We start from the raw sequence: 20549 nt of genomic DNA, 5'->3' as shown, positions 1-20549 counted from the left end.
GGGTTGTCACACTATCCAATAAGATTCCACCTGTTTCCCCTTTTTTGATTTATCCAGAGAGACCTGACCATGAGCCAAGCCGCCCCACAACGCACGCAAAAACATAGCTTGCAAGTTGCCACCAACTTGTACCAATTCATAGAAACCCAAGTGTTACCCCACACTGGCGTGAGCAGCGAGAAATTTTGGAAAGGCTTTGATGCCATCGTGCAGGACTTGGCTCCTAAAAATATCGCCTTGTTGGCCGAGCGTGATCGGCTGCAAACTGAAATGGATAGCTGGCACAGCGCCCATCCAGGCCCTATCAAGAACATGAAGGCCTACCGCAAATTCTTAGAAAAGATTGGCTACCTTGTGCCGCAGCCTGACAAGGTGAAGGCCACCACCAAGAACGTCGATGTTGAATTGGCTTTGCAAGCGGGCCCCCAACTGGTGGTGCCCGTGCTCAATGCCCGCTATGCCTTGAATGCCGCCAACGCCCGTTGGGGTTCGTTGTATGACGCCTTGTACGGCACCGATGCACTGCCCGAAACCCACGGCGCTGAAAAAGGCAAGGGCTACAACCCTGTACGCGGCGCCCAAGTGATTGAATACGCCCGCCATGTGCTGGACCGCACCGTGCCTTTGAAAAAGGGTTCACACCTTGATGCCATCAGCTACGCGGTAGAAAAAGGTGATTTGCTTATCACCCTCAAGGGCGGCAAGACCACCCATTTGGCCAAAGCTTCGCAGTGGGTGGGCTTCCAAGGTCAGGCGTCTCACCCTTCTTCTGTGCTGTTTGTGCACAACGGCCTGCACCTTGATTTGCAAATCGACCGCAACACGGCCATCGGCGCCAGCGACCCTGCGGGCGTGAGCGACCTGATTGTGGAAGCCGCCTTGTCCACCATCCTCGACTTGGAAGACTCTGTGGCGGTGGTGGATGCAGACGACAAAGTGCTGGCCTACGGCAACTGGTTGGGCATTGTCAAAGGCAGCCTGACGGAGGCGGTCGAGAAAAATGGCAAGACCTTCACCCGTGGCTTGAACGCCGACCGTGAGTACATCGGCAAACATGGCAAAACTGTCAAGCTGCACGGCCGCTCGTTGCTGTTCCTTCGCAACGTGGGTCACTTGATGACCAACCCAGCCATTCTTTACCAAGGCAAGGACGGTGCCACGCACGAAATTCCAGAAGGCATCTTGGACGCGGTGGTCACCACAACCATCGCTTTGCACGACTTGCAAGGCCACGGTAAAAATGGCATTCGCAACTCACGCACGGGTTCGGTCTATATCGTCAAACCCAAAATGCACGGCCCCGCTGAAGTGGCATTTGCTTGCGAGTTGTTTGCGCGCGTTGAAAAAGTTCTGGGCCTCAAAGACAGCACGGTCAAGTTAGGCATCATGGACGAAGAGCGTCGCACCAGCGCGAACTTAAAAGCCTGCATCGCCGTCGCATCTAGCCGTGTGGCCTTTATCAACACTGGCTTCTTGGATCGCACTGGCGACGAGATGCACACCGCCATGCAAGCAGGCCCCATGCTGCGCAAAGGCGACATGAAGTCCAGCGCTTGGATTCAGGCTTACGAGAAAAACAACGTGCTGGCTGGCTTGTCCTGCGGCTTACGCGGCAAGGCCCAAATCGGCAAGGGCATGTGGGCCATGCCCGACCTGATGGCCGAGATGTTGAAGCAAAAAATTGGGCACCCCAAAGCTGGCGCTAACACCGCCTGGGTTCCAAGCCCGACCGCCGCTGTGTTGCATGCCCTGCATTACCACCAAGTCAAAGTCATGGACATCCAAAAAGAATTGGAAAAGGTCAACTACAACAAAGTGCGCGACAGCCTCTTGAATGACCTGTTGCAAGTCCCCGTCTCCCCCAAGCCCAACTGGACACCAGCAGACAAGCAACAAGAATTGGACAACAACGTCCAAGGCATATTGGGCTACGTGGTGCGCTGGATTGACCAAGGCGTCGGCTGCTCAAAAGTTCCCGATATCCACAATGTGGGCCTGATGGAAGACCGTGCCACCTTGCGCATTTCTAGCCAACACATCGCCAACTGGTTACACCACGGCGTGGTGACAGCGGCCGAAGTCAAAGCCACCTTCAAGCGGATGGCATCCGTGGTGGACAAGCAAAACGCAGGCGATGCGCACTACCAAAAAATGGCGGGCCGCTATGCCAAAGCCCCCGCTTACCAAGCTGCCCTCGACTTGGTGTTCAAAGGCAAAGAGCAACCCAGTGGCTATACCGAGCCCTTGCTGCACGCTTGGCGCTTGAAGGTCAAAGCAGGGACGGTTTGATTTCCTCGCCAATCGCACCATGAACAACGGCTCCTTCGGGAGCCGTTTTCGTCACATGATGTCACTATGATTCGTGACATTGCACTTCTTTTGAAAGCCCACCATGACCCCCAATTTCATCAGCACATTGATTCGCTTTGCCCTGCGCACTGTCATTGGTTTGGTGCTGACCGTGATCATTGGCGTTGGCTTGTATCTGCTGTTCACTTATCACTTCACTTACTCCAAAGGGGAGAGTGTGGGCTTTGTGCAAAAGCTCTCCTACAAGGGTTGGATCTGTAAAACATGGGAAGGCGAGCAAATCCGTGCCTTGGCCACTTTGCCTGCGGTACCTGAGAAGTTTGCTTTTACCGTCCGTGACGATGCGGTGGCTGAGCAGATCAATGCACGTATCGGGCAAAAAGTCGTGATCGAATACGAACAACACAAGGGTTTGCCCACTTGCTTTGGTGAGACCGAATACTTCATCACCAAAGTGCTGCCTGCGCCCGGAGAATAAGACGCGAAAGCTTGCAATCAACCCGCGGGCGTGCGGGTTGGCAGCGGATACACCAACTGCTGCAAATGACGGACATTCTTGTTCACCTGCACCCACCATTTGCTGAATGAGTCCAAGGGCTTGTCAATGTGACGGAACAAGCGTGGCGCAGCCCTGCATTGCACATGGCTCGCCGATAGGTCTGGCAAACACAAGTGCGCCACGGTTTGCACGCTCTGCGCTGTTGCCAAAGCTGCCACCACCTCTTGGGTCGAGCCAAACCAACGATGCGGCGTGAGCGCTGCCATGCGTTCACCCACAAAGTGCCAACGCAAGGCGTTCCAAGGGTGCGCTTGGGTATGCTCAGCAAACGCGACCGCCACACACACCACGTCGGCTGGCAAGTCAGCAGGCAAATTGGCCAGCACCCAGGGATGCGCCAACCACACATGCTTGCCAGCCACCTCCGCTGCGACAGGTGGAGCAAAACCTAATTCGGCAGGTGGTTCTTGGAACACCTGAGGTTCATCCCAGGCTAATTCGTTGGTGTGCATCTGCGCAACAGTGGCCTGACTGCTGGCCAAAATCTCCATCAACTCGTAGCTCACATCCACGGATGTGCCCCGACTGTGCCAAATATCAGGTGCAAATTTCTCCACCGTCTCGGCGTTGAAAAAATAGGGTTTTTGGCTCCCAGTGGCCGCTACCCATTGCCAGCTGAGGTAGTTGCTAGCGACATCGCCGTCGAGTAAATGGCTGTACATCCAATCAGCCGCCACGCGCCAATGCACCTTGCGCAAGTGCACGATGTAGCTGGCCAACCACAGACGTGCGTGGTTGTGCAAATAACCAGTGGCATAGAGCATGCGAATGGCATTGTCGATCACCGGCACACGTGTGCACGCATAGCGCACATCCTTGGGCATCTCGGTGCTGTAGTGGGTATCGGGCAACACACCTTCGTGCAAAGACTCTGCGATGCCCGCACCCAAATGTTGGTGCATGTGCTGAAAATACTCGCGCCATCCCAATTCGTAAATCAGCTTGTGCTGAACACCCAAACGATGCAAGTGGTACATCGCACTAGCGACTTCGGGCACGCTGAGAAAACCGTGGGTGAGGTAGGGCGACAAGTGCGTCACCGCACCATCCAAAGCATTGCGTGAGTGCGCATAGTCTCTGGGACTGACGTGGTCTAGACGCTGCTGCGCAGCTTCAGGAGTGGGTGGAAATTCGTACATAGATTTTTATGATTGTGCCTTGTTCACTTCGCTACACTTTCAACCATGTGTCAGCTACTCGGCCTTAACTGCAAAAACCCCACGGATGCCACCTTCAGCTTCAGTGGCTTTGCGCAACGCGCGGGCGTGACCGACCACCACGCCGACGGCTGGGGCATTGCATTTTTTGAAGGCTCAGAACATGACCGCGGTTTGCGCCACTTCATTGACCACTTGCCCGCCAGCACCTCACCTGTGGCCGAGTTGATTCGCAAGTACCCCATCAAAAGCCGCAACGTCATTTCGCACATTCGCAAAGCCACCCAAGGCGTCGTGTCGCTCGAAAATTGTCACCCCTTTGTACGCGAGCTGTGGGGCCGCTACTGGGTGTTTGCGCACAACGGCAACTTGGACAGCTATGCGCCGCGCTTGCATGGCAGCTTCAAGCCCGTGGGTCATACCGACAGCGAACAAGCCTTTTGTTGGTTGATGCAAGAGATGTCTAAATCACATGCCAACATGCCGACCCTCCAAGAGCTCACACTCACCTTGCAAGAGTTGGTTCCTCAAATCTCAAGATTTGGCACATTTAACTTTTTGCTCTCCAATGGCCAAGCATTGTGGTCACATGCATCAACCAACCTGTGGTACATCGAGCGCAAGCACCCATTTGCCGCCGCCACCCTGAGCGACCAAGCCTTGAGCATCAATTTTGCAGACTACGCCACGCCCGATGACCGCGTGGCGGTGGTGGTCACAGCCCCGCTCACCACCAATGAGGTGTGGACGCCATTTGCACCGGGAGAGTTGAAACTTTTTGTCAACGGGCAGCTGCGTGCTTAAGCCGCAGCGGCCTCTAGCGCGTCGATGAACATCGCGGCCACATCAAAACCAGTTTGGTCAAAGATTTCTTGAAAGCACGTGGGGCTGGTGACATTTACCTCAGTCAGGCAGTCACCAATCACATCCAAGCCTACCAGCAACAAACCTCGTTGGGCGAGGATGGGACCCAGGGCTTGGGCGATTTCTTGATCCCGCACAGAGATGGGCTGAGCCACACCTTTGCCGCCCGCAGCCAAATTGCCGCGCACCTCACCCCCTTGGGGAATGCGCGCCAAGCAATAGGGCACGACCTTGCCGCCAATGACCAGCACGCGCTTGTCGCCTTGGTCGATGGCAGGGATGAACTTTTGCACCATGACGGTTTGTGCGCCGTCGCGGTTGAGGGTTTCAGTGATCGCGCCTAGGTTCAAGCCATCGTCTTTGACGCGGAAAATACCCATGCCGCCCATGCCATCCAATGGCTTCAAAATGATGTCTCGGTGCTGCGCATGAAAGGCGCGAATGGCATCCGCACTGCGCGTCACCAATGTGGGGCTGATGAATTGAGCAAACTCCAAAATCGCCAACTTCTCGGGGTGATCACGCAAAGCCGCTGGTTGGTTGAACACCTTGGCCCCCTCGCGCTCAGCTTGCTCTAGCAAGTGGGTGGCGTAGAAATACTCACTGTCAAAAGGCGGGTCTTTGCGCATGACGATGGCGTCTGCACTTTTGAGCGCGTAGTGCTCATCCACGCGTTGCACCTCAAACCAATCCTGGCTGTCACCCGTCAGATACAGCTGTTGCACGCGTGCCGATATTGGCTGGCCGCTTTGCCACATGATGTCTTGTGGTTCGCAAGCCAGCACTTGGTGGCCTCTGCGCTGCGCCTCGCGCATCATGACAAACGTGCTGTCTTTGTAAATTTTGAAAGACGACAACGGGTCTGTAACAAACAGGATGTGCATGTGTTTAGATTTCAACTTTGCTGCCTAACTCCACCACGGAGTTGCTGGGCAAGTTCAAGAAGTCAGCAGCAGAACTGGCGTTGAGGTGCATTTGAGCAAAGAGTTTTTCGCGCCACGGGGACATGCCTCCGCCCACTGTGGGCACGATGCTGTCGCGCGACAAGAAGTAGCTGGTCGTCATCGCACTGATCTCACAACCCCTGCCATTCAAATGAGCCAATGCGCTTGGCACGTCTGGGTCATCCTTGAAGCCATAGTGAATCACGATTTGCCAACAACCGTTGCCAATGTCGGTAATTTCAAGCCTCTCTTTTTCTTCTATCCAAGGCACTTCATGGTTTTGGACATTCACAAATAAGTTTTGCTTATGCAGCACTTTGTTGTGTTTCAAGTTGTGCAGCATGGCGTTGGGCACATTGCCTTTGCTAGACGTCAAGAACACTGCCGTACCTTCCACGCGAGCGGGAGGCGACAGAAAAACAGCCTCCAAAAAGCTGGTCAAGTCGAGGGCATCTTCATTGCGCTTTTGGTTCAACAACGCGCGACCATCACGCCATGTCAGCATAAAGACCATGATGACAGAAGCAATCAACAACGGGAACCAACCACCTTCGAGCAGCTTTAACAAGTTGGATGCCCAGAATGCAAAGTCCACTACAAAAAAGAAGCCTGTGATGGCCAAACACCACCAAAACGGATACTTCCAACGGTAGTGAATGACAAAAAAGGTCAGCACCGTCGTGATCAACATGTCTGTACACACCGCAATGCCATAAGCAGCTGCCAAGTTGCTAGACGACTTGAACATCACCACCGCCAACACGATGACGACAAACAGGCCCCAGTTCACCACTGGTATGTAGATTTGGCCCGTGTCTTTCACGCTGGTGTGCAAAACTTGCAAACGTGGCAAAAAGCCCAGTTGGATGACTTGCTTTGTGACACTGAACGCGCCAGAAATGAGGGCCTGGGATGCAATCACCGTGGCAGCCGTGGCCAAAATAACCAAGGGTATGAGCAACCAATCTGGCGCCATGTTGTAGAACGGGTTGGCGACGGCCGAGGGATCGCTGAGCAACAAAGCGCCTTGGCCAAAATAGTTCAGCGTCAGAGCCGGCATGACCACCATGAACCAAGCGATGCGTATGGGCTTTTTACCGAAGTGGCCCATATCAGCATAAAGCGCCTCGCCGCCAGTCACACACAAAACCACCGCACCTAAGATAAGGAAGGTGATGGCAGGCTCATTGACCATGAACATCACAGCATAGTGCGGACTGATCGCCCACATGATTTCGGGATGCGAAGCGATGTGATAAACGCCCAAAGCCGCAATGGCTGCAAACCAAATCACCGTGATGGGCCCAAAAAATTGACCAATGCCTGCAGTGCCCCGTTTTTGCACGGCAAACAGCCCAAACAAAATCACAATGGTCAGCGGAATCACATACTTTTTAAATGCGGGTGACACCACCTCCAAGCCCTCCACCGCCGAGAGCACCGAAATGGCGGGCGTGATCACGCCGTCCCCATAAAACAAACAGGTGCCGAAGATGCCCACCATCATCATGCGCTGGCGCAACACGGGCCGGTCTTTGACAGACATGGAGGCCAAGGCCAGCATGGCCACCAGACCGCCTTCACCGTTGTTATCGGCGCGCAACACCAAGCTCACATACTTAACGGAGACGATGACGGTCAAGGTCCAAAAGAAGATCGACAAGATGCCGTAGATGTTGTCGGGCGTGAACTCCACATGGCCCGAACCAAACACCTCTTTCATCGCATACAGCACACTGGTGCCGATGTCGCCGTAAACAACGCCAATCGCGCCTAGGGTGAGCGCCGCAAGCGACGACTTTCCTTGCTGTTCCATGATTCGCCTCAGTCGTAGTTTTCTGCTTCAGGATCGGTGGCCTCGAGCTCGTAACTCGCAGCCAACATGGCCAAGCGTCCGATGACGCCGTACATATAAAACCGGTTGGGCGTGCTCGCACCGGGTTTCATACCAGGCTGCGGCGTGTGCGCGCTTTGCTCGAAGGCCAAAGGCACAAAGCTCGAGCCAGGGGCGTTCAAGTTCTCGTCAATGCCTCGGTCGGCGTGCACGCGGTAGAAACCCCCCACCACATAGCGGTCCATCATGTAGACCACGGGCTCGGCCACGGCATCGTTCAACTGCTCGTGCGTGATCACGCCTTCTTGAATGATGACTTGGTTGACCTCTTGGCCATCTTTGATCACGCTCATTTTGTTACGCGTCTTGCGGTTGACTAGGTCCAGGTCTTTCACATCGCGCACTGTCATGATGCCCATGCCATACGTGCCGTTGTCGGCTTTCACCACGACGAACGGTTTTTCGTTGATGCCGTACTCTTTGTATTTGCGCTTGATTTTGGTGAGCAGAGCGTCCACATTGGTCTGCAAACATTCCATGCCCGTACCCTCAGCGAAATTCACTTCGCCGCATTGGTTGAACATGGGGTTGATCAACCACGGGTCGATGCCCAGCAACTTGCCAAAACGCTTGGACACCTCTTCATAGCATTCAAAGTGTTTGGTCTTGCGGCGCACGCTCCAGCCCGCGTGCAAGGGCGGCAACAAATGCTGCTCGTGCAGGTCTTCCAAAATGCCGGGAATACCAGCGCTTAAATCGTTGTTGAGCAAAATGGTGCAGGGGTCAAAGTCCTTCAACCCCAAACGACGTGTGCCACGGATGACAGGCTCTAGCGTGACGCTGTCGCCATTGGGCAGTTCAATCGTCGTGTTTTCTTTGATCTCTGGGTTGATGGAGCCCACACGCACATTCAAACCTGCCATGTGAAAGATGCGCTGCAACTGCGAGACGTTCGACAAATAGAACATGTTGCGCGTGTGGTTCTCGGGAATCAGCAGCAGGTTGCGGGCCTCGGGGCAGATCTTTTCAATTGCGGCCATCGCGGCTTGCACGGCGAGCGGCAGCATCTCGGGCGTGAGGTTGTTCCAGCCGCCGGGGTAGAGGTTGGTGTCGACCGGTGCAAGCTTGAAACCTGCATTGCGAATGTCCACCGAGGTGTAGAACGGCGGCGTATGCTCCATCCATTCCAAGCGAAACCAGCGCTCAATCGCAGGCATAGAGTCAAGGATGCGTTGTTCAAGCTCGTTGATGGGGCCCTTGAGGGCCGTGATGAGGTGGGGAACCATGGTGTCCTTGTGTGTGGATGGCAATTCTAGGATGTTGCGATGACATTGCCAGGCTCAGCTGACAAATCTTCGCTTGGCCACTAAACGCGGATTTCGCCCTGTCCCAACACCACATATTTCAGGGAGGTCAGGCCTTCAATGCCCACAGGGCCTCGGGCATGGAACTTGTCGGTGGAAATGCCTATTTCGGCCCCCAAACCGTACTCAAAACCATCCGCAAAGCGGGTGCTGGCATTGACCATCACACTGGATGAATCCACCTCACGCAAAAAACGCTGCGCATGCATGTGGTCGCGCGTGAGAATGCAATCGGTGTGATGGCTGGAGTAGTGGTTGATGTGGGCAATGGCCGCATCTAAGTCGTCCACCACTTTGACGCTGATGATGGGGCCAAGATACTCCTCAAACCAGTCTTGCTCGGTAGCGGCTGTGAGGTTCGCTCCGTTGACACTGGCGAGGATGGTTTGGGCCTCAGGGCAACAACGCATCTCGACCGACTTGGCGGCGTAAATCGCGCCAATTTTTGGCAGGAAATCGGCGGCCACACCCCGCGCCACCAACAAGCTTTCGCTGGCGTTGCAGGGGCTGTACTTTTGTGTTTTGGCGTTGTCAGCCACGGTCACGGCCATGTCTATGTCGCATGGATCGTCCACATAGGTATGACAGTTGCCGTCCAAGTGTTTGATGACGGGCACTTTGGCCTCACGGCTGATGCGCTCGATCAGACCCTTGCCACCGCGCGGGATGATGACATCCACAAACTCGGGCATGGCTATGAGGTGGCCCACAGCTTCGCGGTCGGTGGTGTGCACCAATTGCACAGCGTCGGTGGGCAAGCCACTTTCGCTGAGCGCTTGTTGCACCAACTTGGCCAATGCTTTGTTGGAGTCAATCGCTTCTGAGCCGCCACGCAAGATGCAGGCGTTGCCGCTTTTGATCGACAAAGATGCAGCTTCAATTGTGACGTTGGGGCGGCTCTCGAAAATCATGCCAAACACACCCAAGGGCACACGCATTTGACCGACGCGAATACCGCTGGGCTGTTCTTTCAAGCCGGTGATTTCGCCAATCACTTCAGGCATGGCGGCGAGTTGCTCGCAGCCCAGTGCGCAGGTTTCCAATACTTTGGGGGTGAGCTTTAAGCGGTCCACCAAGGGGGCGTCTAAGCCAGCGGCGATGGCACGCTCGATGTCTTTGGCGTTGTCGATTTGGAGCGCATCCATGTTCTCGCGCAGCAAAGCGGCCAGCTGGCGCAGGGCGTTGTTCTTGACAGCGGCAGAGGCTTTGGCCATGTGCGCCGAAGCGGCTTTGGCTTGTGCGCCAAGGGTTTGCATGTGCTGGTCAATGTTGAGGGTCGTCATGTGTATGTTCCTAATTAAGCGCTGCGCGGCATGCAAGCACGGCACAAACGCATGGCCAAACGGTGAAGGGCTTGCCAGTTATCTGCCGGCCATTCGGGCGTTTTCAATCCTTTGACAATGCCGTCGACTTGGTGCGCCGACAGCAATAATTTTTCCAGCATGCCCACACTCAAGCGCGGCAGCACGCGTTCAAACAAGCGCTCACGCGAGCCCCAAATACGCTGTTCGCGCAAAGCCATGGGCAAGGCCTTACCCGCAGCAATCGCGTCTTTGACACGCTTTAAGGCGCGTATTTCTTCGGCCAATGTGTAATGCACCAACACCTCGGCTTCGCCTTCGGCTTTTAAGCCGTCCAACATGCGTTGCACCCGCAGGGGCTGGCCACTGAGAACCGCCTCAGAGAGCTTGAACACGTCATAGCGGGCCACATTCAACACGGCACGCTCCACTTGCTCAAAGCTCAACTCGCCTTGTGGATACAGGAGTGCGAGTTTTTGGATTTCTTGGTGCGCTGCCAATAAGTTGCCCTCTACGCGTTCGGCAAAAAACTGCAACGTGTGTTGACCCGCTTCTCCTGCGGCCACCCGTTGCTGCTGCGCACCCAAGCGCTGCGCAATCCACATGGACAAAGCATGGCGCTCGATTGGGTCGATCGGCACGCTGATGCCGTTGTTTTCTAAGGCGCTGAACCAGGCAGAACTTTTGGTGGCTTTGTCCAGACGAGGCAACATCACTACGGTGAGTGTGCTGTCGTTGCCCACGCTCAGCTCTGCCATTTGTTGCAAGGCCGCACTGCCTTCTTTGCCAGGCTTGCCCGAAGGAATACGGATTTCAATGAGCTGTTTGTCTGCAAATAAACTCATCGCGCCAGCTGTCGCCAACACTTCGCCCCAGTCGAAGTGGGCGCCCGCAACAGCGAACACATGGCGCTCGGTAAAACCTTGCGCACGCGCAGTGTTGCGCAAAGCATCCAGCGCCTCTTGCTGCAACAACGGCTCATCACCATAAAACGTGTAGAGGCTGCGCAAGCCTTTGCTGGCCTGCATTTGCAAGTGATTGACAAATTGGGCGCTGGCGACTTGCATGGCTAGATTTGGCGGATCGCTGCCAAGCGTCGTTGAATTTGCAGCACCAAGTCGTCTTCCATGTCTTTGTATAACAAGGCTTCTTCCGATTCTTTAGACAAAGCGCCAGTTTCGTTGAAGTTGATATCGCGGTTGAGCGTGATTTCTGTTTCGGGAATCAGCTCAAAGCCATTGCGCGAACGCACACGAAAGCGGTAGCGCAGGCGCAACTGAAATTCACGGATCGCACCCGTAGAGGTTCGGCCCACCACCACCTTCTCGCGCAGCTCAAACAGCTGATCAAAGATCACTTGGGCGCGCTCAATTTGACGTGGATCGGTGATGACTTCCACTTGGCCCGAGGCCTCCAAGCTGCGCTTGAGCCTCACCCCCAAAGGCGACACGATCGGAATGCTACTGAACAGCGTACTGAAGCTGTAGCGCGGCGGCTTGCGCAGCTCAAAGCCACACCCCGCCAGCCCTGCTAAGGAGGCGGCGGACATCAACCAAGCGCGGCGTGTGGCGTGCATATCAGTCTTTAAACAACGATGTTGACCAAGCGACCTGGCACCACGATGACTTTCTTGGGTGCCGCCCCGTTGGCTTGCTTGAGGAAAGCTTCTGTGGCCAAGGCAGCTTGCTCGATTTGCTCTTTGCTGGCCGAGGCGCTGACGGTCACAGCGCCACGCAATTTGCCGTTGATTTGAAGCATCAGCTCCAACTCATCGCGCACCAATGCAAACTCATCTACCTCGGGCCATGCGGTGTCCAGTAGCTTACCCGCCGTGGCAGCGTAGCCTAATTCGACCCACAAGCTCTGACTGATGTGTGGACATGCTGGATAGAGCATGCGCAGCAATATCGACAGGCCTTCGCACAACACCGCATGGTCGCCATCGCTGCCATCGGATTTGAAATCCTCCAAGGCATTGAGCAACTTCATACAGCCAGACACCACGGTGTTGTATTGCATGCGATCGAAGTCGTAGCTGACCTGCTTCAAAACCAGGTGCATGTCACGGCGCAAATTGGCAGCCTCTGGGCGCGGCGTGGCGGCACTCAAATTGCCAGCAGTCGCAGCTTTGATGGTGGCTTCGTGCTTGTGCGCAAAGTTCCACACGCGGCGCAAAAAGCGGTAGCTGCCCTCCACCGCCGCATCGTTCCACTCCAGCGTGGCTTCGGGCGGCGCGGTGAACATGGTGTACAAGCGCGCGGTGTCAGCGCCATAGCGCTCGATCAAATCTTGCGGATCCACGCCGTTGTTCTTGGACTTGGACATGGTGCCCACGCCTTCGTAGTCAATGGCGGTGCCTACAGGCAATTTGCCATCGCTGCTGTCAGCTGCGTTTTTCAACTTCGCACCGATGACCTTGCCAGCATCGTCGAGCACGTGCTCGACATCGTGTGGCCAAAAATAATCTTTACCGCCTTTGGCAGTGCGGCGCGAATAAATGTGGTTGAGCACCATGCCTTGTGTGAGCAGTTTGGTGAACGGCTCATCTACATTGATCAAGCCCATGTCGCGCATGACCTTGGTCCAAAAACGTGCGTAGAGCAAATGCAAAATGGCGTGCTCAATGCCACCAATGTATTGGTCCATCGGAGCCCAGTAATGCGCGCCCTCAGCGACCATCGCGTCGGTGTTGGTCGGGTCGCAATAGCGCATGAAATACCACGACGAATCCACAAAGGTGTCCATGGTGTCCGTCTCGCGGCGCGCAGGTTTGCCGCACACTGGGCACGCGACACGCTTGTCGCTTACTGGACTCGCCGCGTGGAAACCTTCGTGCTTCACCAGCGGATTGCCCGAACCGTCAGGGATGCAGTCTTGCGGCAGCACCACAGGCAGGTCTTTTTCGGGCACCGGCACCGCGCCGTGCTCGTCGCAATGAATGATGGGGATTGGTGTGCCCCAATAGCGCTGGCGGCTGATGCCCCAGTCGCGCAAACGCCACGTGGTTTTTTTCTCGCCCAAGCCTTTGGCCGCCAGCAGCTCAGCCACTTTGTTGGCAGCGGCTTTTTGCTTCAAGCCATTGAGCTCGCCAGAGTTCACACACACACCAGCTTTCGTGGCATACCACTCCTGCCAAGCCGTTGTATCGAACGAAGACGATGTGCCCGGCGAAGCTGTCGAGGCCGCCGCTGCAGCCTCAACGCCAAGCGCCACCACCTGCCGAATAGGCAAGTCGTATTTCAGAGCAAACGCGAAGTCGCGCTCGTCATGTGCAGGCACACCCATCACCGCACCGTCGCCATAAGACATGAGCACGTAGTTGCCCACCCACACTTCAAGCTTGGCGCCAGTCAATGGGTGCGTGACGAACAAGCCCGTTGGCATGCCCTTTTTATCTTGCGTGGCCAGCTCGGCCTCGGTTATACCGCCGCTTTTGCATTCCTCAAGGAAGGCAGCCAACTCAGAGTTCGTCGCCGCCGCATGCAGCGCCAGCGGATGCTCAGCAGCCACCGCACAAAACGTCACACCCATGATGGTGTCTGCGCGGGTGGTGAACACATACATCTTGCCCAACTCACCTTCAGGTGGGTTTTGCGATGATCCGATCAACGAGCCATCGGCGCAACGGATGTCATGCGTGAACGCAAAGCGCACACCTTCGGACTTGCCAATCCAGTTTTCTTGCATCAAACGCACTTTGTCGGGCCAGCCGTTCAAAGTGGCTTTTTCGTTGCCGATTTGTACATGGTCTAACAACTCGGGCGCATATTGGGTGATGTTCAGGTAGTAGCCAGGAATTTCGCGCTTCTCAACCGGCGCGCCCGTTCGCCAACCTTTGCCGTCAATCACTTGCTCATTGGCCAAGACGGTTTGGTCCACTGGATCCCAATTCACCACTTGGGTCTTGCGGTAAGCAATGCCTTGTTCAAGCATTTTCAAGAACAACCACTGGTTCCACTTGTAATACGTTGGGTCACAGGTGGCCACTTCGCGAGACCAGTCAATGGCCAAGCCCATGGCCTGCATTTGCTTTTTCATATAAGCAATGTTTTCATGCGTCCACTTGGCAGGTGGGACACCGTTTTTCAGCGCCGCGTTTTCAGCGGGCAAGCCAAACGCGTCCCAGCCCATGGGCATCAAAACGTTAAAGCCCTTCATGCGCAGGTGGCGCGTGAGCATGTCGTTGATGGTGTAGTTGCGCACATGGCCCATGTGGAGCTTGCCACTGGGGTAAGGCAGCATGGAGCAGGCGTAAAACTTTTTCTTGGACGCGTCTTCAGTCACGCGGTATGCGTCGGCTTGGGTCCAAGCGGCCTGAACGGCGCGTTCGACCTCTGTGTGGTTGTATTTATCTTGCATGGGATCAGTCAGAGAACCCCGTCTTGTGCGGGGAGCAGCGCCTTAAAAAGCCAAGGCACGTCAAGCCGTGATTTTAGGCTGGGTTAGGAAACAGATCAGGGCTTGGCCGTGGGTTGCTTGCGCTCGGTCACAAAGCCAATACGGTACATGCCGGCTTGCTGCGCCAAGCCAATGACTTCGACCACTTTGCCATACGGCACGCGCTCGTCGGCACGCAGCTGTACCTCGGGCATGTCGCCGCGCGGCTCGGTCAAGGCTTGGACGGCAAGGGTACGTTTGAGCGCCTCCAACGCAATGGCTTGATCGTCCAAATAGACCACCCCCTTGGCGTCGATACTGAGTTTGACAAAGCGCGGCGGGGCGTTGCTGGCCTGTGCATCTTCGGTTTTGGGCAAATCAAGCTTCAAAGCACTCACCATCAATGGCGCGGTGATGATGAAGATAACCAGCAAGACCATCATCACATCGACCAAGGGGGTCACGTTGATCTCGCTCATGGGTGTTTGGCCCGGCGTGCGCTCAAAACGTCCGAAGGCCATCAGAGCTCCCGCAAGTCGTGAGCAAAGCCTTCGAGCTCTTGCTCCAAGCGGTGGATGAAGCGTCCCATCACGTTAAACGCCAGCACAGCGGGCAGCGCCACCGCCAAACCTGCAGCCGTCATGACCAAGGCCTCGCCCACTGGACCAGACACACGATCTATCGTCAGCTGCCCTGCCGAAGCAATACCAGCGAGTGCGTGAAAAATACCCCACACCGTGCCCAGCAAGCCCACGAACGGCGCCGTAGAACCGACTGTGGCTAACAACACTTGACCTGATTGCAAACGATGCAACACACCATGCAAAGCATCACGCAACACACGCGTGCGCTGGGCCGACGCATTGCCTTGCACGCCTAGCGTATTGGGCATGAGCTGCTGGTTGGCTTGCGCCAAAGGCAGCAAGACCGCGGCGCGGTCAACCGCCACCAAGGCCTGAATGCCTTGTTGCACATCCCGCGCTTGCCAAAAGGCAGCTTTGCCATGAGCCACATCTTGGCTCACGCGGTGCAGCAACCAAGCTTTGTAAAAAATCACCGCCCAACTCGCCACTGACATGGCCAACAAAGCAAGCGCCAAGGCAATGCTCAGGGCGTCGCCTTCAAACATGATGGCAAAAAAGTCCATTTGATTTAACGCAGGTTCAACACATCAAACATGTCGAACAAGCCTTTGGTCTTACCCGCCAAAAAGCTGGCGGCGCGCAAACCGCCTTGTGCGTAAGTGGCGCGACTGGATGACTTGTGCGTGATTTCGATGCGCTCACCGATGCCCGCAAACAGCACCGTGTGGTCGCCCACAATGTCGCCACCTCGGATGGTGGAGAAGCCAATGGTCGAGGGGTCACGCTCGCCCGTATGGCCGTAGCGCTCATACACGGCGCAGTCTTTGAGGTCGCGACCGATGGCGTCGGCAATCACTTCGCCCATTTTCAAAGCGGTACCGGAAGGCGCATCCACCTTGTGGCGGTGGTGGGCTTCGATGATTTCAATGTCGTAGCCTGTTGGCATGGCTTGCGCAGCCATTTGCAAAAGTTTCAAGGTCACGTTCACGCCCACGCTCATGTTGGGAGCCATGACAATCGCAATATCTTGCGCAGCTTGTGCGATTTCTGCTTTTTGCGCGTCGTTAAAACCGGTGGTGCCGATCACCAGTTTGACACCAAGTTCGCGGCAAATTTTCAAATGCGCCAGCGTGCCTTCTGGGCGCGTGAAGTCAATCAACACATGGCTGTTTTGCAAGCCTTTGCGCACATCAGCTTCAATACTCACGCCACTGGCTTGACCCAAAAAGCCAGTGGCATCGTTGCCAATGCCAGGGCTAGACGGCACATCCAATGCGCCTGCCAATTGGCAAGTCGGATCGCTACGCACAGCCTCTATCAGCATGTGGCCCATGCGGCCGCTAGCGCCAGCGATCGCTATTTTCAAAATGTCTGGGGAATGGGCCATGGTGTGTGGGCGCTTTCAAAGATCAACGGGCCGCTTCGAGAGGCGGGTAAGAAACAGAGCCGCCGGGCGCTGCGGGCAGCGCTGGAACAGATGCAGCGTCTGGCTTGACTGGAAACTTGGCCAAGTCAGACTCGGTGGCCTTGAGAACGGGCAGCTTGGTGGGGGGGCGACGGTTGTCGAGTTTGGCAGCAAACTCTGCCTCGGTGGGCAAGGCATCGCCTTCGATGCGGTCTAGCGCGTCACCCTTGAAAAACACGCTGAAGCGTCGCTGCTGTGGCTCGGCACCTTGGCGACGAATGGTGAAGGCGTAGTCCCAGCGCTCTGCATGGAACAAGCTGGTCACCAAGGGTGTGCCCAGCACATCGCGCACCGCTTGACGGGGCATGCCTGCACGCAGGGCCTGCACTTGCTCGCGCGAGACAAAGTTGCCCTGCACAACTTCGGGTTTGTAAATGAAGTTGCTCGAACAGGCTGTGAGCACGAGGCCCGCAACCGCGCTAGCAAGCACAACCAAACGTCGTGGCTGAGGCAATAAAACACAGGCATTTCGACAGAATTCAAACATGGTGTGAAAGGCCGAATAAGGCGCTAAGGCTATGATCCATCCATTGTAGCGGTGGGGCAATTTTCACCGCCCAAGTGAAGGACAAAATGGCACATCCAGACGACCTCAAAAGCATTGGCCTCAAAGCCACCGCGCCTCGCCTGAAAATTTTGGAGCTGTTCCAACAAGGCACCCAGCGGCACATGACGGCCGAAGATGTGTACCGCCATTTGATGCTCCAAAACATGGACATCGGCATTGCAACCGTTTACCGGGTGCTGATGCAGTTTGAGCAGGCGGACATATTGAAACGCAGCCATTTTGAGAGCGAACGTGCGGTCTACGAGCTCAATGAAGGCCAGCACCACGACCATTTGGTGTGCTTAGACTGCGGCCGCGTGGAAGAGTTTCATGACGAGGAAATCGAAGCACTGCAAGTAAATGTGGCCAAACGACACGGATTTGAAATTGCAGACCACGCGCTCAGTCTGTACGCTCACTGTCGCAAAAAGAGCTGCGAACACCGCCCTGCAGGCAAATAGTGCTTAGCTCTGCTGCATAGCGCGTTGATGGCGCACGATGAATTCTTGGTAAGTGTCCACGCCACGCAACTGCAGAATTGAATTGCGTACCGCGGCTTCCACCAGCACCGCGATGTTGCGACCCGCCACCACTTGAATCACTACTTTGCGAACAGGCACACCCAGCACATCTTGCGAAAGAGGCTCATGGGGCAAACGTTCGTAATCACGCTCGAGTGTTTCTTTGCGCACCAAGTGCACGATGAGTTTGAGACGCATCTTGCGTCGCACGGCTGTTTCACCAAAAATCGCGCGAATATCTAGCAAGCCAATGCCGCGCACTTCCAGCAAGTTTTGCAGCAATTCGGGGCAGCGGCCTTCGATGGTGGTTTGGTTGATGCGGTAGAGGTCCACCGCGTCGTCAGCCACCAAGCCATTGCCACGTGAAATGAGCTCTAGGCCCAACTCGCTTTTGCCCAAGCCAGACTCGCCCGTGATCATCACGCCCAAACCCAAAATGTCCATGAACACGCCGTGCATGGTGGTTCGGTCAGCAAAGTGCTTGGACAAATAAGCGCGCAACAAGTCAATCACAAACGCTGCGGATTCGTGCGTTGAAAAGAGCGGAATTTGTGCACGCTCACACATGGACACCAGCGCTTGTGTTGGCTGCTGACCATCAGCCAAGACCAACACTGGCGGCTCTAAGGTGACGATGCGCGCAATTCGTCGTGCACTGTCTTCGGCTGTTGCTTTGCCAACGTAATTGGCTTCTCGCTCGCCCAGCACTTGCACGCGATAAGGGTGAATGTAATTAAGGTACCCCACCAAGTCGGCACCTGAGCGAGCGCTGCGCACAGCCACTTCGTCAAAGTGTCGATCAGAGGCGCCTAGGCCCGCAATCCACTCCCAACGCAGCCGCCCGCGAAAAGCCTCAAACAAAACATCCGCACTGATGACGGAAGGCCTCACAGCGGCACCGCGTTCCAAGTAGAGATGATGCGGTGTAGCTCCGTCGCGTCATCACATGATTTGATTTTTTCGCGCAAGCTGCTGTCGCTGAGCAACTCGGCTATCTCGGACAAAATTTCAAGGTGTTTTTGGGTGGACGCCTCAGGCACCAACAAAAAGATAAGAAAATTCACTGGCAACTCGTCTGGGGCATCAAAGCCAATTGCCTTGTCCAGCTGAAACACCGCCGCCATCGGCAACTTCAAACCTTTGATGCGCCCATGCGGAATGGCAACACCGTGGCCCAGCCCCGTCGAGCCTAAGCGCTCGCGCGCAAACAAGCTCTCAGCCACCAAAGCGCGGTTGAGGCCATGTAAGCCCTCAAACAACAAGCCCGCCTCTTCAAAGGCGCGCTTTTTACTGGTGACCTCGACGCGTACAAGAACTTGTGCGGAAGGAAGGATGGAGGCTAAGCGGTTCATGATTTTGCGCAGATTATGCACCTACAAACCCTTAGGCTCCAAAACAACAAAACCGCCTGATCTGGCGGTTTTGAAAATCTTGTGAAGATCACATCAAGCGCTTGGGACTCTCGTGGTGGTGATTTTGTAGCCGATCCTTATGGCGCACCACTTGGCGATCCAATTTGTCGACCAACTCGTCTACCGCGGCATACATGTCTTGGTGAGCACTTTCGGCAAACATGTCGCTGCCCTTGACATGAATGTTGCATTCCGCTTTCTGTCGACGTTCTTTCTCGGTTTGGTTTTCAATGCTCAGCAGCACCCTCACATCCACCACTTGGTCAAAGTGCCGGGTGATACGGTCAAGCTTACCTGTCACATAGGTGCGCAGAGCGGGGGTTACTTCCAGATGATGCCCACTGATCGTCAAGTTCATAAAACCTCCTTTGTGTTTGCGATTTCACTATGCGCCCTCTTCTTTGAAATGGCAATGGGGTCTGCACAAAAGCCCCTCAAAAACACACTACGGAAAACCCTTAGGGCGCACCGCGGTGGTGCCATAATTAAGCCCAAATCAGGACTGCCATGCTCAATATCTTCACGCTGGCCAACGGTCGACTCTTTCAAGAAGAGATCGAATCGCTGGAAGAACTCTCCAAATTTCAGCCCATCTGGGTTGACTTAGAAGCGCCCACGCTTGAGGAGAAACGCTGGATCAAGCAGTATTACGAACTCTCCATTCCCGAAGATGCGATGGACGAGGACATTGAGGAGTCAGCCCGCTTCTATGAAGAAGACAACGGCGAACTCCACATCCGCAGCGACTTTTTGATTGCCGACGAAGACGAGCCCCGTACCGTGCGCGTGGCATTTATCTTGAACCAAAACAACGCCTCGCTGCGTAGCCGAGGCGTGTTGTTCTCCATTCACGACGAAGACGTGCCCGTGTTCCGCCTGCTGCGCATGCGTGCCCGCCGTGCACCTGGTCTGATTGAAGATGACAAAGACGTCTTACTCAAACTCTTCGACGCTGACGCCGAATACTCAGCCGACACACTTGAGGGCATTTACGACCAGTTGGAAAAAGCTGGCAAGTTGGTGTTGTCGGAAGACGTGACCGACGAACTGGCTGGCGAGGTGTTGGGCGCCATTGCACGCCAAGAAGACTTGAACGGCCGCATTCGTCGCAACGTGATGGACACCCGACGCGCGGTGAGTTTCATGATGCGCTCTCGCATGCTCAACGCCGACCAATTTGAAGAAGCGCGGCAAATCTTGCGCGACATCGAGTCGCTCGACAACCACACGGCGTTTCTGTTTGACAAGATCAACTTCTTGATGGATGCGACCGTGGGTTTCATCAACATCAACCAAAACAAGATCATCAA

The 20549-nt window shown here is 55.4% G+C and carries 20 protein-coding genes; 5 read left to right on the top strand and 15 right to left on the bottom strand.

The window, feature by feature from the left end; genetic code table 11:
• Nucleotides 1-69: 69 nt before the first annotated feature.
• Complete coding sequence (locus V7Q41_RS11520; protein WP_333846008.1) at nucleotides 70-2289, top strand: malate synthase G; 2220 nt, start codon at nucleotides 70-72, stop codon at nucleotides 2287-2289.
• A gap of 103 nt (nucleotides 2290-2392) precedes the next feature.
• A complete protein-coding gene (locus V7Q41_RS11515; RefSeq protein ID WP_333846007.1) occupies nucleotides 2393-2788 on the top strand; it encodes a hypothetical protein in 396 nt (131 codons plus the stop codon).
• A 17-nt stretch (nucleotides 2789-2805) separates the two neighbouring features.
• Here V7Q41_RS11515 and V7Q41_RS11510 read toward each other — a convergent pair whose 3' ends face one another.
• Nucleotides 2806-4008: an FAD-binding domain-containing protein gene (locus tag V7Q41_RS11510; protein WP_333846006.1), complete on the bottom strand. Its 1203-nt coding sequence runs from the start codon at nucleotides 4006-4008 to the stop codon at nucleotides 2806-2808.
• Between the two features lie 45 nt (nucleotides 4009-4053).
• Here V7Q41_RS11510 and V7Q41_RS11505 point away from each other — a divergent pair, with 45 nt between their 5' ends.
• Entirely contained in the window at nucleotides 4054-4830 is a 777-nt protein-coding gene (locus tag V7Q41_RS11505) for a class II glutamine amidotransferase (protein WP_333846005.1), read from the top strand.
• Here the strand turns inward: V7Q41_RS11505 and gshB are convergent.
• The 11 genes from gshB to V7Q41_RS11450 all read right to left on the bottom strand — a co-directional run bounded on the left by gshB (nucleotide 4827) and on the right by V7Q41_RS11450 (nucleotide 17246).
• Nucleotides 4827-5774 carry a glutathione synthase gene (gene gshB / locus V7Q41_RS11500; protein WP_333846004.1) on the bottom strand — a complete coding sequence of 316 codons (948 nt, stop codon included), beginning with the start codon at nucleotides 5772-5774 and terminating at the stop codon, nucleotides 4827-4829. The genes V7Q41_RS11505 and gshB overlap by 4 nt on opposite strands.
• 4 nt (nucleotides 5775-5778) lie before the next feature.
• On the bottom strand, nucleotides 5779-7650 hold the full coding sequence (locus V7Q41_RS11495; RefSeq protein WP_333846003.1) for a potassium transporter Kup: 1872 nt from the start codon (nucleotides 7648-7650) through the stop codon (nucleotides 5779-5781).
• A gap of 8 nt (nucleotides 7651-7658) precedes the next feature.
• The gene (gshA, locus tag V7Q41_RS11490; protein ID WP_333846002.1) at nucleotides 7659-8954 is read right to left on the bottom strand and encodes a glutamate--cysteine ligase; all 1296 of its coding nucleotides are present in this window, start codon (nucleotides 8952-8954) and stop codon (nucleotides 7659-7661) included.
• A gap of 80 nt (nucleotides 8955-9034) precedes the next feature.
• The gene (locus tag V7Q41_RS11485; RefSeq protein ID WP_333846001.1) at nucleotides 9035-10315 is read right to left on the bottom strand and encodes a glutamate-5-semialdehyde dehydrogenase; all 1281 of its coding nucleotides are present in this window, start codon (nucleotides 10313-10315) and stop codon (nucleotides 9035-9037) included.
• Between the two features lie 14 nt (nucleotides 10316-10329).
• The gene (holA, locus tag V7Q41_RS11480; RefSeq protein ID WP_333846000.1) at nucleotides 10330-11400 is read right to left on the bottom strand and encodes a DNA polymerase III subunit delta; all 1071 of its coding nucleotides are present in this window, start codon (nucleotides 11398-11400) and stop codon (nucleotides 10330-10332) included.
• Nucleotides 11401-11402: 2 nt separating this feature from the next.
• Nucleotides 11403-11909 carry an LPS-assembly lipoprotein LptE gene (locus tag V7Q41_RS11475; RefSeq protein WP_333845999.1) on the bottom strand — a complete coding sequence of 169 codons (507 nt, stop codon included), beginning with the start codon at nucleotides 11907-11909 and terminating at the stop codon, nucleotides 11403-11405.
• An 8-nt stretch (nucleotides 11910-11917) separates the two neighbouring features.
• Nucleotides 11918-14692: a leucine--tRNA ligase gene (gene leuS / locus V7Q41_RS11470; protein WP_333845997.1), complete on the bottom strand. Its 2775-nt coding sequence runs from the start codon at nucleotides 14690-14692 to the stop codon at nucleotides 11918-11920.
• A gap of 95 nt (nucleotides 14693-14787) precedes the next feature.
• Nucleotides 14788-15231 (bottom strand): ExbD/TolR family protein, encoded by a 444-nt coding sequence (locus tag V7Q41_RS11465; RefSeq protein WP_333845996.1) that lies wholly within the window; start codon nucleotides 15229-15231, stop codon nucleotides 14788-14790.
• Nucleotides 15231-15857, bottom strand: coding sequence for a MotA/TolQ/ExbB proton channel family protein (locus tag V7Q41_RS11460; RefSeq protein WP_333845995.1), 627 nt, complete (start codon nucleotides 15855-15857; stop codon nucleotides 15231-15233). The genes V7Q41_RS11465 and V7Q41_RS11460 overlap by 1 nt, the downstream gene beginning before the upstream one ends.
• 5 nt (nucleotides 15858-15862) lie before the next feature.
• On the bottom strand, nucleotides 15863-16681 hold the full coding sequence (gene dapB, locus V7Q41_RS11455; RefSeq protein WP_333845994.1) for a 4-hydroxy-tetrahydrodipicolinate reductase: 819 nt from the start codon (nucleotides 16679-16681) through the stop codon (nucleotides 15863-15865).
• A 22-nt stretch (nucleotides 16682-16703) separates the two neighbouring features.
• Complete coding sequence (locus V7Q41_RS11450; protein WP_442918856.1) at nucleotides 16704-17246, bottom strand: outer membrane protein assembly factor BamE; 543 nt, start codon at nucleotides 17244-17246, stop codon at nucleotides 16704-16706.
• A gap of 86 nt (nucleotides 17247-17332) precedes the next feature.
• Here V7Q41_RS11450 and fur point away from each other — a divergent pair, with 86 nt between their 5' ends.
• Entirely contained in the window at nucleotides 17333-17767 is a 435-nt protein-coding gene (fur, locus tag V7Q41_RS11445; protein WP_333845992.1) for a ferric iron uptake transcriptional regulator, read from the top strand.
• 3 nt (nucleotides 17768-17770) lie between these two features.
• Here the strand turns inward: fur and hprK are convergent, their stop codons facing one another.
• The 3 genes from hprK to hpf form a co-directional block, all read right to left on the bottom strand.
• Nucleotides 17771-18718 carry an HPr(Ser) kinase/phosphatase gene (gene hprK, locus V7Q41_RS11440; protein ID WP_333846032.1) on the bottom strand — a complete coding sequence of 316 codons (948 nt, stop codon included), beginning with the start codon at nucleotides 18716-18718 and terminating at the stop codon, nucleotides 17771-17773.
• Nucleotides 18715-19179 carry a PTS sugar transporter subunit IIA gene (locus V7Q41_RS11435; RefSeq protein ID WP_333845991.1) on the bottom strand — a complete coding sequence of 155 codons (465 nt, stop codon included), beginning with the start codon at nucleotides 19177-19179 and terminating at the stop codon, nucleotides 18715-18717. Before V7Q41_RS11435 ends, hprK begins: the two co-directional genes overlap by 4 nt.
• A gap of 88 nt (nucleotides 19180-19267) precedes the next feature.
• Nucleotides 19268-19597, bottom strand: coding sequence for a ribosome hibernation-promoting factor, HPF/YfiA family (gene hpf, locus V7Q41_RS11430; protein ID WP_333845990.1), 330 nt, complete (start codon nucleotides 19595-19597; stop codon nucleotides 19268-19270).
• 149 nt (nucleotides 19598-19746) lie between these two features.
• Here hpf and V7Q41_RS11425 point away from each other — a divergent pair.
• The coding region (locus tag V7Q41_RS11425) for a CorA family divalent cation transporter (RefSeq protein ID WP_333845989.1) at nucleotides 19747-20549 on the top strand (803 nt) is incomplete at its 3' end.

It is taken from the genome of Limnohabitans sp. (assembly GCF_036804465.1).
Classification (GTDB): domain Bacteria; phylum Pseudomonadota; class Gammaproteobacteria; order Burkholderiales; family Burkholderiaceae_C; genus Limnohabitans.
This window is presented reverse-complemented; position numbering and strand designations above follow the sequence as displayed.